16 protein-coding genes are annotated in these 17510 nt (G+C 55.5%); 3 read left to right on the forward strand and 13 right to left on the reverse strand.

Annotated features, from left to right (window positions below; translation table 11 throughout):
• Positions 1–40: 40 nt before the first annotated feature.
• From FEE96_RS04220 to FEE96_RS04265, 10 genes are all read right to left on the reverse strand, one after another.
• Positions 41–1210, reverse strand: a complete 1170-nt coding sequence (locus FEE96_RS04220; RefSeq protein ID WP_138161772.1) for an NADH-quinone oxidoreductase subunit E — start codon at positions 1208–1210, stop codon at positions 41–43.
• An 88-nt stretch (positions 1211–1298) separates the two neighbouring features.
• Positions 1299–2513 (reverse strand): NADH-quinone oxidoreductase subunit D, encoded by a 1215-nt coding sequence (locus FEE96_RS04225; RefSeq protein ID WP_138162139.1) that lies wholly within the window; start codon positions 2511–2513, stop codon positions 1299–1301.
• Positions 2513–3121, reverse strand: a complete 609-nt coding sequence (locus tag FEE96_RS04230; RefSeq protein ID WP_138161773.1) for an NADH-quinone oxidoreductase subunit C — start codon at positions 3119–3121, stop codon at positions 2513–2515. Before FEE96_RS04230 ends, FEE96_RS04225 begins: the two co-directional genes overlap by 1 nt.
• Positions 3122–3146: 25 nt before the next feature.
• Entirely contained in the window at positions 3147–3680 is a 534-nt protein-coding gene (locus FEE96_RS04235) for a NuoB/complex I 20 kDa subunit family protein (RefSeq protein WP_138161774.1), read from the reverse strand.
• Positions 3671–4036: an NADH-quinone oxidoreductase subunit A gene (locus FEE96_RS04240; protein WP_138161775.1), complete on the reverse strand. Its 366-nt coding sequence runs from the start codon at positions 4034–4036 to the stop codon at positions 3671–3673. The genes FEE96_RS04235 and FEE96_RS04240 overlap by 10 nt, the downstream gene beginning before the upstream one ends.
• Before the next feature lie 230 nt (positions 4037–4266).
• The gene (locus FEE96_RS04245; RefSeq protein ID WP_138161776.1) at positions 4267–5046 is read right to left on the reverse strand and encodes a crotonase/enoyl-CoA hydratase family protein; all 780 of its coding nucleotides are present in this window, start codon (positions 5044–5046) and stop codon (positions 4267–4269) included.
• Between the two features lie 40 nt (positions 5047–5086).
• The gene (locus FEE96_RS04250) at positions 5087–5941 is read right to left on the reverse strand and encodes a hydroxymethylglutaryl-CoA lyase (protein WP_138161777.1); all 855 of its coding nucleotides are present in this window, start codon (positions 5939–5941) and stop codon (positions 5087–5089) included.
• Positions 5942–6021: 80 nt separating this feature from the next.
• Entirely contained in the window at positions 6022–7962 is a 1941-nt protein-coding gene (locus FEE96_RS04255) for an acetyl/propionyl/methylcrotonyl-CoA carboxylase subunit alpha (protein WP_138161778.1), read from the reverse strand.
• Between the two features lie 500 nt (positions 7963–8462).
• The gene (locus FEE96_RS04260) at positions 8463–10067 is read right to left on the reverse strand and encodes a carboxyl transferase domain-containing protein (RefSeq protein WP_138161779.1); all 1605 of its coding nucleotides are present in this window, start codon (positions 10065–10067) and stop codon (positions 8463–8465) included.
• Positions 10068–10635: 568 nt separating this feature from the next.
• Positions 10636–12165 carry an AMP-binding protein gene (locus tag FEE96_RS04265; protein ID WP_138161780.1) on the reverse strand — a complete coding sequence of 510 codons (1530 nt, stop codon included), beginning with the start codon at positions 12163–12165 and terminating at the stop codon, positions 10636–10638.
• A gap of 149 nt (positions 12166–12314) precedes the next feature.
• On the opposite strand from FEE96_RS04265, the gene FEE96_RS04270 reads away from it, so the two are divergent.
• Positions 12315–12917 (forward strand): OmpW/AlkL family protein, encoded by a 603-nt coding sequence (locus FEE96_RS04270; RefSeq protein ID WP_138161781.1) that lies wholly within the window; start codon positions 12315–12317, stop codon positions 12915–12917.
• 109 nt (positions 12918–13026) lie between these two features.
• Here the strand turns inward: FEE96_RS04270 and FEE96_RS04275 are convergent, their stop codons facing one another.
• Together FEE96_RS04275 and FEE96_RS04280 are read right to left on the reverse strand one after the other, a co-directional pair.
• Positions 13027–13530, reverse strand: a complete 504-nt coding sequence (locus tag FEE96_RS04275; RefSeq protein WP_138161782.1) for a lysozyme inhibitor LprI family protein — start codon at positions 13528–13530, stop codon at positions 13027–13029.
• Complete coding sequence (locus FEE96_RS04280; protein WP_138161783.1) at positions 13527–14690, reverse strand: isovaleryl-CoA dehydrogenase; 1164 nt, start codon at positions 14688–14690, stop codon at positions 13527–13529. The genes FEE96_RS04275 and FEE96_RS04280 overlap by 4 nt, the downstream gene beginning before the upstream one ends.
• Before the next feature lie 163 nt (positions 14691–14853).
• Between FEE96_RS04280 and FEE96_RS04285 the strand changes: the two genes are divergently transcribed.
• Positions 14854–15450, forward strand: a complete 597-nt coding sequence (locus FEE96_RS04285) for a TetR/AcrR family transcriptional regulator (protein WP_138161784.1) — start codon at positions 14854–14856, stop codon at positions 15448–15450.
• The gene (locus FEE96_RS04290; protein WP_138161785.1) at positions 15447–16202 is read left to right on the forward strand and encodes an HD domain-containing protein; all 756 of its coding nucleotides are present in this window, start codon (positions 15447–15449) and stop codon (positions 16200–16202) included. Before FEE96_RS04285 ends, FEE96_RS04290 begins: the two co-directional genes overlap by 4 nt.
• 24 nt (positions 16203–16226) lie before the next feature.
• On the opposite strand, the gene FEE96_RS04295 is transcribed toward FEE96_RS04290, so the two are convergent.
• On the reverse strand, positions 16227–17435 hold the full coding sequence (locus FEE96_RS04295; protein WP_138161786.1) for a DegT/DnrJ/EryC1/StrS family aminotransferase: 1209 nt from the start codon (positions 17433–17435) through the stop codon (positions 16227–16229).
• Positions 17436–17510: the final 75 nt, after the last annotated feature.

Below are 17510 nucleotides of genomic sequence, written 5' to 3' on the forward strand. Positions count from 1 at the left end.
CCTATGTGTCTTGATCTCCGCCCAATCGAGCGAAGAAGGATTACTTGTCGTAGGTGCCTTCGTCTTTGGCACGTTTAGCAAATTCGGTTTCTTCACCAGCCGCTAGTTTTTTGGCCTGATCGATCCAACCGTCACGCTCAATACGGCCTTTGAAGGTCAGACGGGCATCAACCCAAGAGACCTCAGCCTCACCCCAAGCCGCGACCTGATCAAAGTGGAAGAAGCCCAACTCGTTCAGTGTCTGCTCCAGTTTGGGGCCAACACCCTTCAGTAGCTTCAAATCATCAGCCTTACCGTCGCGCGCCGCCTTCAGAACTTCGGGCTCTGCTTCGGCAATTGCCGGAGCATCAGCCTTGGGCGCAGCAGTCTTTTTAACTGGTGCAGCTTTCTTAGCAGGCTTGGCAGCCTTCTTAGCCTCTTCGGCCTGCTTGGCAGCGGGTTTTGGAGTTGCAGGTGCCGGAGGGGTCGGAGCCTCTGCTGCGCGCCCCGCAACAACGCCATCTTTGCCAACCCAAGGGGTCAGCAATGGGACTTCGTCACCCTGAATACGTTTGACAGTGTCGCCAATGTCCGACGCCAGCTGTACGCTTGCGTTATATTTGGTCTTACCGCTTTCGTATTCTTGCAACGTAGTCAGGCCAGACAGCGGCTCTGAGCTATAGCGACCATTCTGCGGGCCAGGTGTCGGAACCTTACCAGCATTCAGCTCGTCCAGCAGCTTGGTAAAGCTCGCGGCAGTCAGGTCTTCGTAGTAATCTTTGCCGATCTGCGCCATCGGCGCATTGGTGCAAGAGCCGAGACACTCGACCTCTTCCCAGGAAAATTTACCATCCGTCGACACTTCATGTGGCTTGTTGGCGATTTTCTCTTGGCAGACAGCTACCAGATCTTCAGCACCACAGATCATGCAGGACGTCGTACCGCAGATCTGAATGTGAGCAACCGAGCCAACCGGCTGCAGCTGGAACATGAAGTAGAACGAGGCCACTTCAAGCACGCGGATATAGGACATACCCAACATGTCGGCGACCAGTTCGATGGCGGGTTTCGACAACCAGCCCTCTTGCTCCTGCGCACGCCATAGCAGCGGAATAACCGCCGAGGCCTGACGGCCATCAGGGTATTTGGTGATCTGCCCTTCGGCCCAAGCCAGATTGGCCGGGGTAAAGGCGAAACTATCGGGTTGTTCAGAGTGAAGACGGCGCAGCATTAGATCGTCTTTCCGTGTTTGGTGCCCGCAAAGATACCTTCGGCGGGCGTATTTTCAGCAAAAAGAAGCGGAGAAAGAGAAGCGTAAATCAACGGTCAATCTCTCCGAACACAACGTCCATGGTGCCGATGATCGCGGCGACATCAGCCAGTTGGTGGCCGCCTGCGATATAGTCCATAGCCTGCAGGTGCAGGAACCCAGGCGCGCGGATTTTGCTGCGGTAGGGTTTGTTCGACCCGTCAGCAACCAGATAGACACCAAATTCCCCTTTGGGAGCCTCAACAGCAGCGTAGACTTCACCGGCAGGCACGTGGAATCCTTCGGTATAAAGCTTAAAGTGGTGGATCAAGCTTTCCATCGACGTCTTCATATCGCCGCGCTTGGGCGGGCTCAGCTTGCCACGGGCGATCACATCACCGGGACAGTCACGCAGCTTGGCAACACATTGACGGATGATCGAGATCGACTGACGCATTTCTTCCATGCGAACCAGATAGCGGTCATAGCAATCCCCGTTTTTGCCAACGGGGATCTCGAAATCAAACTCGTTGTAGCATTCATAGGGCTGCGAGCGACGCAGATCCCAAGCCAGACCAGACCCACGGACCATCACGCCCGAGAAGCCATAGTCCAGAATATCCTGCTCGCTGACCACGCCAATGTCGCAGTTCCGCTGTTTAAAGATCCGGTTTTCGGTCAGCAGGTCGTCGATATCTTGCAGACGCGCAGGGAATTCGTGGCTCCAGGCTTCGATATCGTCGATCAGCGCATCGGGTATGTCCTGATGGACACCACCGGGCCGGAAATAGGCTGCGTGCAGACGGGCACCACAGGCGCGCTCGTAGAACACCATCAGCTTTTCGCGCTCTTCAAAGCCCCAGAGTGGCGGCGTCAGAGCGCCAACATCCATCGCCTGAGTGGTCACGTTCAGCAGGTGGTTCAGAATACGACCGATTTCAGAGTATAGCACGCGGATCAGCGAGCCACGGCGTGGAACCTCGACGCCGGTCAGCTTTTCAATCGCCAGACACCATGCATGTTCCTGGTTCATCGGCGCCACATAGTCGAGGCGGTCGAAGTACGGCAGGTTCTGCAAGTAGGTGCGGCTTTCCATCAGCTTTTCGGTGCCACGGTGCAGCAGGCCGATGTGCGGATCGCAGCGCTCAACAATCTCGCCGTCCAGCTCCAGAACCAGACGCAGCACGCCGTGTGCCGCCGGGTGCTGAGGACCAAAGTTGATGTTGAAGTTACGGATTTTCTGTTCGCCGGCTTGGGCGTCGTCGAAACCTTTGGAGCCGTCCATCATTTCGCCTCCTCTTTCTTTTCGTCGCCCGGCAGGATGTATTCAGCACCCTCCCATGGGCTCATGAAATCAAACTGGCGGTATTCCTGCACCAAGCTGACCGGTTCATACACAACGCGCTTTTGCGCCTCGTCATAGCGAACTTCGGTATAGCCGGTGGTTGGGAAATCCTTGCGCAGTGGATGGCCGCGAAAGCCATAATCGGTCAGGATGCGGCGCAGATCCGGGTGGCCGGTGAACAAGATGCCGAACATGTCGTAGACTTCACGCTCGAACCAGTTAGCCGAGGGGTGAATGTCAACAATCGACGGCACCATTTCGTCCTCGCGCACCGAAACCCGCAGACGGATGCGGTGGTTCTGGTACATCGACAGGAAGTGATAGACCACGTCGAAGCGCTTGGCGCGTTCAGGGTAGTCAACGCCAGTGATGTCTACCAAAGACGAGAACTTGCAAGTTTGGTCAGTCTTTAGGAAATCAACAAACCCGGTGATATTGGCCGGAGCCACATCAACATTCAGTTCGTCATGGGTGATATCCCATCCCAGCACGCAATCCGGGCGTTTCTGTTCCAGATAAGAGCCAAGCTCTTTCAGCGCATCAGTCATCAATTACTCTCCAACTCAGCGCCAATCAGCGCACCAGTGTGCCAGTGCGGCGAATTTTGCGTTGTAGCTGCATCAGACCATAGAGCAGCGCCTCAGCCGTCGGCGGGCAGCCAGGTACATAGATATCTACAGGCACGATACGATCACAGCCGCGTACAACCGAATAGCTGTAGTGATAGTAGCCACCGCCATTTGCACAGGAGCCCATCGAGATCACATAGCGTGGTTCGGGCATCTGGTCATAGACCTTGCGCAGCGCAGGAGCCATCTTGTTGGTCAGAGTACCCGCAACAATCATCACGTCCGACTGACGTGGGGAGGCGCGTGGCGCAATACCAAAACGTTCCGCATCATACCGCGGCATCGAGGTATGCATCATCTCAACCGCACAACAAGCCAGGCCAAAAGTCATCCAGTGCAAGCTGCCGGTGCGGGCCCAGTTGATGATGTCTTCGGCTGAGGTCAGCAGAAAGCCCTTGTCCTGCAATTCAGCATTCAGCGCCTGGGTGACAATTTCCTTGTCGACACCTGCCGTATTGGCTCCGGTCATCACTCCCATTCCAGGGCCCCTTTTTTCCACTCATAGGCAAAGCCAATGGTCAAAACGCCCAAGAAGACCATCATCGACCAGAAGCCAGTCATGCTGATGTCCTTGAAGCCCACGGCCCAGGGAAACAGAAAGGCGATTTCCAGATCAAAAATGATGAAAAGAATCGACACCAGATAGAATCGGACATCAAATTTCATTCGCGCATCATCAAAGGCATTGAATCCGCATTCATAAGCACTAACTTTTTCTGGGTCTGGATTGCGAACTGCCAGCACAACTGCTGCCAGAATGAGCACAATTCCAAGGCCGACCGCTACGGCCAGAAACACCAGGATCGGGAGGTATTCCCGCAACATCTCTTCCACGAGTGGCTCCTTTCCTGCGCGCGGGTTCCTGCGCGCCGTCAATTGGCGTGTTGACTTTCGCCTGTGTCTACTCTCGCGCTTTGGCATCGTCAACACAGGCAATGGCTTTGTAAGCAGTTGAATCGCCACTGACACGCATTTTTTCTACATTCGATAAAATGAATGAGTAAGTATTAAAACCCGGCCAAAAACGTCAGGCCGAGATACATATTTTATTGGGCCGACCAGATTTATTGCCAGCTCGGCTTTCGTTTCTCAAAAAAAGCTCCGATCCCTTCAGCGGCCTCTGCAGTTTCCCAGCGTGACACCAACGCCCCAATCGTATGGTCAATAACGCTGTCATCGATACGGGGACCAAGATCACGGGCCAGTTGTTTTGCTGCGGCAACCGCGCCAGGCGCGCAGCTTAAATAGGGCAAAACCTCTGCCTCCACTGCATCTGCCAATTGGTCCGCTGGTACAATTTTGCTCAGCAACCCAAGTTCAACAGCTTCTACTGCACCAAACAATCGCGCTGACATGAAAACCCGACGCGCCCGCGCTTCGCCCATTCGGGCCAGCACATAGGGGCCGATCGTCGCTGGAATGATTCCCAGTTTGGTTTCCGTCAGTCCCATTTTCAAATGATCCACGCCAATAGCCACATCACAAACAGAGGCCATGCCAACACCGCCGCCAAAGGCATTTCCTTGCAAGGCCCCAATCAATGGCTTGGGCAAGGTGTTTAATGCCTGCAGCATTTCAGCCAGCTTTCGCGCTTCAACAAACCGAGTCGCCGAATCTGCCGCCATCTGCGCTTGCATCCAAGACAAGTCACCGCCTGCACAGAAGCTCTTGCCAGTGCCAGTCAGGATCACCACGCGGATAGTATCATCCTGTGCCATCTGCAAAGCAGCAGTGGTCAGTTCATCTATCATCTCGCCGGACATAGCGTTGTGTTTGTTCGCCCTATCCAAGGTTAGTGTCGCCACCCCACGCGAATCCGTGGCCACAGTGATTGTGTTGAACATTCGTTTTCCTGTAGTTTATCGTTGAGACCGTTGCGCCGCTTCAGCCGCTTCGCATGGCGCGCGCCATTTCAGCCGCCTTCACCAGCACATCCCCGTCCAGCCCGGTTTCATACCCTAGCCGTGTCAGATGCTCGTGCACCAGTTCGGTGGCAACATTGCCTGACGCTCCCGGTGCAAACGGACAGCCCCCCAGACCGCCCACAGCGGCGTCAAACACCCGCACGCCCATTGCCAGCGCGGCATCGATGTTATCAATTGCCCGCCCCGCTGTGTCATGAAAATGCCCTGCCAGCCGGGTTGCGGGCACCGCTTCGCGCACCGCCAGTAGCATACGAGCCACTGAGTCCGGAGTAGCTTGGCCCAGCGTATCGCCCAATGAAATTTCGTAGCAGCCCTGTGCAAACAAATGATCCGCCAGCTCAGCGACTTTTTCAGGCGCCACTGCGCCGTCATAGGGACAGTCGGTCACGCATGAGATGTAGCCGCGCACCGGAAGGTCAATATGACGGGCGGCCTCTAAGATCGGTTCAAACCGCTCTATCGATTCTGCAATTGAAGCGTTGATATTGGCCTGCGAGAATCCTTCGGACGCCGAGGCAAACACCGCGATCTCATCTGCGCCAGCAGATATCGCCGCATCGTACCCCCGCATGTTTGGCGTCAGCGCAGCATAGCGAATTCCCTTGGCACGTTTGATACCAGCCAGCACTTCACCACTGCCCGCCATCTGCGGCACTCTTTTGGGTGAAACAAAGCTGGCCACTTCAATCCGGTTGAACCCGGCTTGGCTCAGGCAGTCCACCAAGGCCAGTTTTTCAGCAACAGGGATTTCACGTTTTTCATTTTGCAGACCATCGCGCGGCCCAACTTCAAAAATCTCGACCCTATCACCCATGCTCAGGCTCCCTGTTTCTTTTTGCTAAAATACTCATTTCCCGACTCTCAGCCTGCGTTCCCTTCACTGTTTTAGCAAGGTTATTCGCCTTCGTCCTGTAACCGGACCAATGCCGCTCCCGCTTCGACCTGGTCGCCAGAGGCCGCCAGAACCTCAGCCACCACCCCATCACGGGCGGCAAGAAGCGCATGTTCCATCTTCATGGCCTCCAGCACTGCCAGGCGATCTCCTTCGGCCACCACTTGCCCTGCCTTGGCAAACACAGCCTTGACCAATCCCGGCATCGGCGCCTCAATAACGTTGGTGTCACCTCCGGCTCGCGCGTCGCGATCCAACGGATCGACAACATCGAATGCCAGTCCATATCCATCGAAAACGGTGATAGCGCCACCCGAGTGAGTAACATCGGGCATCAGACGACTGCCTATGATCCAGCTTTCACCACGGCGGCTCACCACCACTTTTTCGCCTGCAATATGCCAAAGTTGCCGATCTTTGCCGTCCACTTCAACTTCCGCTTCGAACTCCTCCCCTTGCAGGCTCAGCGTTACCGCCCGGCGCAACGACGACCACAGCGTAAAACCACTGTCAGACATCGGTTCAATCAAGTTCAGTGCAGCCATACCTGCTGCCACCCTATGAAAAGGCTCGACCACTGGTGCGGCTGCCAATGCATCGAGGTCCCGGGCAATCAGCCCCGTATCGACTTCACCACGGGCAAAGCCCTGATGTCCGGCCAAGGCCCCCAGAAAGGCGAGATTGGTCACAGTTCCCCCAACCTGGGTTCCCTCCAGCGCCCGGCTCAACCGGGCCAGTGCCACCGCACGCGTCGGACCATGTACAATGACTTTTGAAATCATCGGGTCATACCAGGGGCTGATCGTGTCACCTGCCCGCACGCCGCTGTCGGCCCGGCACTCAGCAGGGAATTGCAAATGGGTCAAAGTACCCGTGGCGGGTAGAAACCCTTTGGGCACATCCTCAGCGTACAACCGCGCTTCAAAGGCATGCCCATTGATCGTCAGATCGTCTTGGCGTTTTGGCAGGCGTTCACCTGCTGCCACACGCAGCTGCCACTCCACCAGATCTACACCGGTGATGGCTTCGGTTACCGGGTGTTCCACCTGCAAGCGAGTGTTCATTTCCATGAACCAGAACCCATCAGCGCGCAGGCCGTGCGACCCATCCACGATAAATTCGACTGTGCCTGCGCCCTTATAGCCAATTGCCTCAGCCGCGCGGACACCCGCCTGCCCCATTGCAGCCCGCATCTCCTGCGTCATCCCCGGCGCTGGGGCTTCCTCAATCACCTTTTGATGGCGTCGTTGCAAAGAACAATCACGCTCAAATAGATGTACGGCATGGGTTCCGTCGCCAAACACCTGAATTTCAATATGACGCGGTTGCTGGATATATTTTTCAACCAACACATCAGGATTGCCAAAGGCGGTGATTGCTTCGCTACGGGCACTTTCCAGCGCCTCCATGAAGTCCGCGGCTCGCTCGACCAGCCGCATCCCCTTGCCACCGCCACCAGCCACCGCTTTGATCAGTACCGGGTAACCAATGCCGTCCGCTGCGCCTGACAGGTGCTCGCTATCTTGATTGGTCCCGTGATAGCCCGGCACCACTGGCACGCCTGCCTTCTCCATCAGAACCTTGGCGGCATCTTTCAGGCCCATGGCCCGGATCGCGTCCGCAGAAGGCCCGATAAAGGTCAGCCCAGCCGCCTCAACCGCATCGACAAATTCCGGGTTCTCGGACAAGAACCCATATCCAGGGTGAATTGCCTGAGCGCCACATTGTTGCGCTGCCGCAATGATCTCATCGCCCAACAAATAACTATCCGCTGGCGATGGACCATGGCCTATATGATAGGCCTCATCTGCCATAGCCACGTGTTTCGAATCCCGGTCAGCATCGGAATAGACTGCTACGGTTCTTACCCCCATGGCACGGGCTGTTTCCATCACGCGGCAGGCGATTTCGCCTCGGTTGGCTATCAGGATTTTGTCAAACATTTGGTATGCCCTCTACGTCGAAAACCAAAAAATATCGCCATGTCGGCATCGACATGTGAGAGAAAAGAAACCGCCCCTTCTCGATGTGCTCCACTGAAAGTGTCAGCGCTTCATACTCACTCTCAATAGCATCGTGTGTTTCAGATCTACCTCCGTCATCATCACAAGCAAGCTCAACCATTCCACATTGGTTGAGGGCTTGCTTGCAAACTCCCTGGAGAAAATAAAAAGGGTCCAGTGTGCCTGCTTGGGGATCATGATGAGACCAGTAATCTGGTCGAGTGCCAGTTTCGGACTCACACCAATTTACGCCCTCAAGAAAGTCACACGCACAACCTAGTGTCTCATCGCCACTATAAACGCCTAACGCATAGACGAATTTCCTTTTCCGTAAGGGGGCGGGGAAGGCATCCGCGATCAAGGCACTCATCTCGCCGAAAGTACTAGGCGTTTCAATTGTCAAGGGAGCGTCAGTACCTAAAAATAAACTCAAGCACATTTTACATCCGGAACACGCCAAAGCGTGTCTCCTCAATTGGGGCATTCAGCGCAGCACTCAGGGACAGCGACAGCACATCGCGGCTCTTGCGCGGGTCAATTATACCGTCATCCCATAGGCGGGCCGAGGCATAGAGCGGATGACTTTGCTCTTCGAACATATCAATGGTGGGTTGCTTGAACGCAGTCTCTTCCTCCGCGCTCCAGCTACCCCCACGCCGCTCAATCCCGTCGCGCTTAACAGTCGCCAGAACTCCAGCAGCCTGTTCACCGCCCATCACCGAGATGCGCGAATTGGGCCAGGTCCACAGGAACCGGGGTTGGTACGCACGACCGGCCATACCGTAGTTGCCTGCGCCAAACGAGCCACCAACCAGCATGGTAATCTTAGGCACATTGGTCGAAGCCACAGCCGTCACCATTTTGGCACCGTGGCGGGCAATGCCTTCGTTTTCGTATTTACGCCCCACCATGAATCCGGTGATGTTTTGCAGGAACACCAATGGGATTTTCCGCTGTGAGCAGAGTTCGACGAAATGCGCGCCCTTTTGTGCAGCTTCTGAGAACAACACGCCGTTGTTGGCAACAATGCCCACCGGGCAGCCTTTGACATGGGCAAAGCCAGTCACCAGCGTCTCCCCATAGCGCGGCTTGAATTCATCGAAACGCGAGCCATCCACCAGACGCGCGATCACCTCGCGAATGTCATACGGCGTACGCAGATCGCCCGGCACCACGCCTAGGATCTCCTCTGGGTCATAAGCGGGCTCTTCGGAGCTCGCCCAGTCAACCGTTTGAGGCTTGCGCAGGTTCAGCGACAAAACAGCCCGTCGTGCCAGAGCCAGCGCATGGGCATCATCTTCGGCCAGATAGTCCGCCACCCCCGAAAGACGCGTATGAACATCACCACCGCCAAGATCTTCGGCCGAGACGACCTCTCCCGTTGCCGCCTTGACCAGTGGCGGGCCGGCCAGAAAAATCGTCCCCTGATCACGCACGATAATGGTCACATCCGACATAGCGGGCACATAGGCCCCCCCTGCAGTGCAACTGCCCATGACCACCGCTATTTGCGGAATACCCTTGGCCGACATCCGCGCCTGATTGTAGAAGATCCGGCCAAAGTGGTCGCGGTCTGGGAACACCTCGTCCTGTTGCGGCAGGTTAGCACCGCCACTGTCGACCAGATAAATGCAAGGCAGATGGTTTTCCTCAGCAATCTCCTGCGCCCTCAGGTGCTTTTTCACCGTCATCGGGAAGTAGGTGCCGCCTTTTACCGTGGCATCATTGCAGACCACCATGACATCCTGCCCCTGCACCCGGCCAATACCAGCGATCACGCCGGACCCAGGTGCTGCACCGTCATACATGTTGTGAGCGGCCGTTGCGCCGATCTCCAAGAACGGAGACCCGGGATCTAGCAGATTAGCCACCCGACGGCGCGGCAACATCTTGCCACGACTTTCGTGGCGGGCGCGCGATCGTTCGCCGCCCCCCAGACGCGCAGCCTCGGCTGCTTCAGAGATCTGGGCAAGTGCTTCCAGATGGGCGCTCTGATTCTGCTTGAAGTTTTCAGAGGATGGCATCGCCTTAGATGTGAGTTTCATGTCCGCAACATCTTTCTCAGTTTGGGTGGTAGTTGTCGGCGTGCTCGCGCCGTTTTGAAAACAGTTGGCAGTTTCCGGCTGAACCAGTCCCCCCAAGGGTGACGTGATCGGTCTGCGCCAGCCAAAAGTTCCAACATGGCCACGACGTGGCCACGGTTGTAAAACCAAAGGCAGCGCCCAGCATACGACAATTGAAAGTAAGCCTCTTCAGGCCATTTAAGCTTGACTTTGTGGTGGTTGAAACAACCAGTGCAAAATGACGTACCCCTTAAACAGTTGGTTGCGAGGCGGCCACCACCTGGGAAAGGATTAACGCCCTTCGGAAATTTCGTTCCAAAGCCATCATACAACAGGTAATGGTCCCGGAACCAAGAACTGTAGTGACGCTCCACTTTGGAAAACTGAATTCTATGCAATCCCTGTTTCCGAAATGACGATTCTTCAGATTTTAATGGAACAAGCAAGTCGGCCGCTTGGAAGTGCGCCTCGCCCCCACAGTCGGGGCAGCGAATAGCCGTCTTTGGAGGCAACCATTGAAAGTCACTTTGAAGATCAAGTGTCTCCGCGCTCATAAGTCCAACTCCTCCGCCGCCCGGCGCTTCAACTCCTTACGGATTACCTTACCCGTCACAGTCATTGGCAGGGCATCGAGAAAGGCAATTTCACGTGGATAGGAATACTGTGCGAGGCGTTGCTTGACGTAGTTTTGTAAGTCTTCCTCAGTCGCCTGAAGATCTGCCTTTAAAACAACATAAGCTTTTACGATTTCGGTACGCAGCGGGTCCGACTTGCCTACGACGCCAACAGTTGCCACCGCCGGGTGTGTCAGCAGGCAGTCCTCGATCTCAGCCGGGCCGATGCGATATCCAGCGGAGGTGATTACATCATCCTCGCGCCCTACAAAGCGCAGATAGTCGCCCTCCCAGACACCGCGATCCCCGGTGACCAGCCAGTCGCCACGAAACTTGGCAGCCGTTTCTTCGGGCCGGTTCCAGTATTCAAGCAGCATCGAGGCTGATCCACGGCGCACCGCAACATCGCCCTCTTCCCGGGTCGGTTGACCGAGTTCATCAATCACTGCCAAATCATGTCCCAACACCGCCTTGCCGATGCACCCGGGGAGCGGATCAAAATCCGTCCCGCAGGACGAGGCCACCATGTTACATTCGGTCTGCCCGTAGAATTCGTTAATTGTTACGCCCAATCGACGCTGGCCCCAAGCGAGCATCTCCGCGCCCAGGGGCTCTCCACCCGAGGCAACAGAGCGCAGACCGTCGAGCCCCTGCCCTGTTGCTTTCAGCATACGCAGCGCTGTGGGGGGAAAGAACACGTTGCGCACATCGCCTTGTTTGATCACCTCAGCACAGGACGCAGGCGTAAATTTGTCGAGCCGCGCAGCAACAACCGGCACGCCAAGCGCAAGACCCGGCATGGCCACGTCGAACAACCCGCCAATCCAGGCCCAGTCCGCCGGGGTCCACAGGCAATCACCGGGTTGGCCTAAATGGTCATGACTGATGGACACACCTGGCAGATGCCCTGTGAGTACGCGATGCCCATGCAATGCGCCCTTGGGGCTGCCGGTGGTGCCCGACGTATAGATCAAAACCGCAGGGGTTTCCGGCGTGGTGCTGGCAAATTCTACTGGAGTTCCGGGTATTCCGGCGTCAGAGACTATGACCGGTTCAGCCAAATCACCTAGCAGCTCGCTCCCTTCTACATCCGTAAAGACGAAACGCACCCCGGCATCCCCTGCCCGGCTAGCCAAAGCATCGCGTTTGAACAATTTGAACAAGGGAACTGAAATGCCGCCAATTTTCCAAATGGCCAAATGCGCTGCCAAACACCAAGGGGACTGGCTCAGCAGCACGCCAACACGCTCACCAGCCTGTACCCTTGTCAGCAGGTAGCGCGCCAACCCATCAACCATAACAGCCAAATCGCCATAGGTGACATCCACCCGGTCAGTGCCTGTCAAATCGATCACTGCCAATTGCTCAGCAGGGTGCGCCAGTGCCTGTGCGGCCATGTTCAACTGATCGGGCAGATCCCAACTGCCATTTTTCAAAAGTCCGGGAAATTTGTATGCTTTAGTCATCTTTCGCCTTGCTCCAGATGCATAGCCGATATTCGATTTTTCGGTTTGTTTTCAATACGAAAGAGGTCGTTCCTTTGATCCAGATCAGGGTGGAACGCGTCACCTGCAGACACTCTGCGGCCGTACACTGAACAAAAGGCTGATCCCCGATGAAACGCACCTTCGCTGCCGTGGTGCTGACCACTGCATTTGCGGCCCTTGCCGCGCCCGCTATCGCCCAATCGCAGGGAGACTGGACCTTTGGTGTTGGTGTCGCCAACGTTAATCCCAAATCGGACAACGGCACTCTTGCTGGCAGTCCCAGTTCCATCGGCGATGATACACAACTGTCCTTGACCGCCGAGTACTTCATTCGCGACAACCTTGGGATTGAACTGCTGGCTGCAACCCCGTTTGAACATGACATCAATATTGGCGGATCGTTTGCGGGCACCACCCGACAACTGCCGCCAACCCTGTCGTTGAACTACCACGTTCCCACAAAGGGGAAGATCAAACCCTTCTTTGGGCTGGGTTTGAACTACACCACTTTCTTTGAAGAAGCCTCGCCATTGGGTGTTCTGGAACTCGACGATAGCTGGGGCTACGCGGTTCAGGTTGGTGCAGATTGGCAGATTTCTGACCATGGTGCGGTGCGTCTGAACCTGCGGTATATCGATATCGACAGCGACGCCACCCTGAACGGAGCACCCATCGGCACAGCCGAGATCGATCCGATTGTGGTTGGCGTTAGCTACGTGCACCGTTTCTAATCCTTTGATACAATACGGACGGCCGAACGATATGGGCGGACCATCCATTCACTGGGCCTGCGCACCTTCCCTCGGTTTCGCAGGTCCGTTGTTCTAAAGCTTCGCTCGGTTAGCCACCCAAGCCGGAGTGCTCCAAATAGATTGCCTGTTCACCCGTCATTTGAAGCAGGCAAGACAAGACTGCCGGGCCGCCACCGCTGCCGCCCCCCCATTGAGACTGTTCAAAATCACATGTGGCATCCCGGTAGGTAATCCAGGCACGCTGCATATCGCGCAATGCCGGAGCCGTTTTAGGAGCGGAAGAACCAATTTCGGCCAGCTCTGCATCCTGCGCTTTGGCGTCACCACGGACCCGCTTGTAAACTTGGTTAAGCCGGGTATCCCAATAGTCGCGTTCGCTATCCAAACACTGCATCATGCCTATCGTGGTCGATCCGTCTGGGGTGGCATCCATACAGGCACTGGCTGATAAACCAATACAGGTTTTTTGGGCGTCATAGCTACCAGACTGCGCCACACAGCTGTCAGAGGCCGCGTTGGAGTATTTCAGGTCCTGTGCTGATGCAGTGGTTGCACCTAACACCAGTGCTGCGAGCGTCACACCAATCTTCATCCCATTTTCCCCATCAGTTCGCGACCGATCAACATACGACGAATTTCAGAGGTCCCTGCTCCGATCTCCATCAACTTTGCGTCCCGGAAGATGCGCCCCACCGGGTTGTCAGACAGATACCCAGCGCCGCCCAGCGCTTGTACGGCCTGATGTGCCTGCACCATAGCCTGCTCAGAGGCATATAGGCAGCAGGCTGCTGCGTCCTGCCGAGTCACGGTACCCCGATCACAGGCCTTGGCTACTTCATAAACATAGGCGCGTGCTGAATTCATTGCTGTATACATGTCTGCAATCTTGCCCTGCATCAGCTGAAAAGAGCCAATCGGCTTACCAAATTGCTTACGTTCAGCCATATATGGCATCATTTCATCCATGCAGGAGGCCATGATCCCGGTCCCAATGCCAGCCAGCACCACCCTTTCATAATCCAGCCCCGACATTAGAACAGCGACGCCGCACCCTTCCTCACCCAGGACGTTTTCAAACGGTACTTCGGCATCATCGAAAATCAACTCGGCCGTGTTTGATCCACGCATGCCAAGTTTGTCGAAATGCGGCGACGTCGAGAAACCCTTCATCTCTTTTTCAACGATGAATGCGGTGATACCTCTCGATCCTGCTTCGGGGTCGGTTTTTGCGTAGACCACGAGAGTATCCGCATCCGGACCATTGGTGATCCAGTATTTGTTGCCATTCAGCCGGTAATGGTCATTTCGCTTCTCGGCCCGCAACGACATAGACACCACGTCAGACCCGGCACCAGATTCAGACATCGCCAATGCACCGACATGCTCACCACTGACTAGACGTGGTAGGTACTTTGTCCGCTGCTCATCTGTACCGTTCAATTTGATCTGATTGACACAAAGGTTGGAATGGGCACCGTAAGACAGAGCCACAGACGCACTGGCGCGGGCAATTTCTTCAACAGCGACAGTGTGAGCCAAGTAAGACATACCGGCCCCACCAAATTCCTCGGGGACAGTAACACCCAACAGGCCCAATTCTCCCATTTCCTGCCACAGCTCGGCTGGAAACGCGTTCGTTTGGTCAACCTGCTGCGCCATCGGCCTGACCCGATCTTGCGCCCAGCGATGCACCATATCGCGCAGCGCATTCACGTCTTCCCCTAGATCGAATTGCATACTGGCGTTGAACATGCGGCACGTCCTCTCGACTCAACTAAACTTATTTGAACACACGTTCATTTAATCGCACCCATCCCCCGTACGTCAAGCATACTTTGAGTTGAATTTCCACAATTACTAAGTCAGTTGACTCACTTATTTTCAACAGGTATCTCATCGAAAAAGGGGGACGACCATGCAAGCGAAACAAAAACGTTCAAGCGAGAAAAGATCCAAACTGGTGACGGCCGGAACCGAATTGTTCCATACTCTTGGGTATGGCAGTGCGAGTTTGGCCGATGTTGCGAAGCACGCAAACGTGCCGGTAGGCGGCATTTTTTATCACTTTCGGACCAAAGCAGACTTGGCCGATGCGGTTATGGAAAAGCACCACGAAACCTACGCAGAACAGCTTGCAATGATCGAAAGCCAAACGAATGACCCGCGCCAACGGCTACGTCTGTTCTGGGATGGGGCCGCTCAATTGGCAGACAACCGGGCAGAACTGGGTTGCCCAGTCTTGGCCCTGGCCGAGGACATGGCCTGTGACGCCTCTCGGCCCGCAGATGCCCAGCCAACACGACAGCGAGTCATGCGGCATACGATTGACTGGCTGGCAGAGCAATATGGTGCACTGGGTTTGAATGAATCCGCGGCACAGACTGCTGCGGCCTCTCTTTTCGCTGCCATGCAGGGCGCATTTGCGGTGGGGCATGTGCTTGGCGATGCATCTATGATCCGTGACATTTTCCAAAACAAACGCAACGAACAGGAAAAGGCAGGTTATTTATGACCTATCATTTTGGCGCGAAGGCCTGGGCGCAGACAACAAACGGTATCATGCGCAGACGTGACCGGATAACCATGCTGCGCCAACTGGCGGGAACCCAGCTGGGTGAAATCGCGAGAAAGTTCCGTTTGAACAAAGGGCCTGCCGCCGTAGATATCGACCTATCGGACATAATGGTTCCAGACAGCGCCACCAGCAAGGCAGCCGAAGACAAAGTAAGCGAGGTCCTTGATCGCAGTCTGAATTTGCACAGCCATCGCACCTACTATTGGGGCATGATCCTGGCCCGTAGCAAAGGGCTGCGTCCCGACCCTGAGCTTCTATATGTTTCGGCACTGCTGCACGATCTGGGGCTTGCTGAAACTGAGTTACCAAAAGCCAAGTCGTGCTGTTTTGCCGTAAACGGAGCGCGACTTGCAGATCTGTTCTTGCAAGAGCAAAACTGGGATGTCTCGCGCCGCACCAGTGTGTTTGATGCGATTTCCCTGCATCTAAATCTGGACATCCCCGCAAGCCGCTTTGGAGCGGAGGCACATCTGCTGTCTCTGGGAGCCCACCTTGATGTCACCGGCCGCAATCTGCACCTGCTTTCGCGAACTACCGTTCACAGTGTTCTGAGCCAGTTCCCACGGGAAAATTTTACTGCAGATATCGTAGAAACAATCAGCGCCGAGCATCATCCGCACAGCCGCGCAAGCCTTTTGGGCAATCTTGGCTTCAAAAAGCTCGCGCTTGCAAACCCATTGGACAAGTGACTTCAGGTCTTATCTTTGCCGGGCCTAACTCGGCAAAGATCCCTCTCGCTGAAACACCGCTCCAACCTCAGCGCGAATAATTCGGGCTATCTGGGCGCAATCGTCTAAACTGAACGTCAAAGGCACACGCATATCGACAATTCCAGCCAGAATGCGATCGCTTTGAGGCAGGCTATGCACTGGCGCATAGCGCCAGTTGTCATAGCGCGAGGTGAAGGCCGCAGGTTCCGGAGCGCCAAACCATTTCAGTTCGACACCGCGATCTGCACAGCGCCGTATAAACTCTTGAACTTTGTCAGAGGCCCAATCAAGCAGCAGGAACTGGATTGACGAACCAACATAAGTTTCCGCAGCAGGCCGTTCGGTCAGCTGTAATCCGGGCGTTTCACGCAACCCATCCTCGATACAACGATACCGTTCATTCCAACGCGCCACCTGGGCATCCAGGTCGCGGAGCTGTGGCCGCAGGATTGCTGCACGCAGATTGTCCATTCGCCCCGAGATATTGGGAGTGTCGTATTTGATGCGGTCGAACACCGCTCGATCCGGCGCGGCCAAATGTCGTTCAAACAACATGTATGAGCCAGACAGCATGATGGCGCGGGCAGCGACTTCCTCGTCATCAGTAACCAACAGTCCGCCTTCGCCTGAATTTACATGTTTGTAAGTCTGGCAGGAATAGCAACCGATCGCACCATGTCGCCCCGATGCCACCCCGTTCCAGGTCGCTCCCATGGTGTGGGCGCAGTCCTCGATGACTGTGACACCAGCATCATTACAAATCTGCATCAAGCGGTCCATATCACACAGGTGGCCTCGCATATGCGACAGCATCAGCACCTTTGCCTGTCCAACCTTGGACGCCAGGTCATCAAGATCAATCACCAGATTTTCGGTTACATCAACAAAGACAGGTACAGCACCGACAGATGCGATGGCACCTGGCACTGGTGCCAGCGTAAAGGCATTGGTCAGGACCAAATCACCGTGCTCCACCCCAACAGCCCGCAATGCTGTGGCAAGTGCATAGCCACCCGAAGCAACAGACAGGCAATATTTTGCGCCCACTTGTGCCGCAAATTCCTGCTCTAGCAACGCCGCTTGGCCCAACTCACATTCAACGACATTGTAGCGATGCAAACGCCCATGCTGCATCACCTCCAGTGCGGCGGCGATGGCGGCATCAGAAAGTGGTTCCTGCTGGGTGAAACTACCCGAAAATTTCTCGTTCATCTTGTTTTCCCTGCACTGAAGTAGGCGGACAAAATTGTGCGACGGACGCAAATCTCTCCCCGCTTGCTCTATCGT

It is taken from the genome of Parasedimentitalea maritima (genome assembly GCF_005771405.1).
Lineage (GTDB): Bacteria > Pseudomonadota > Alphaproteobacteria > Rhodobacterales > Rhodobacteraceae > Parasedimentitalea > Parasedimentitalea maritima.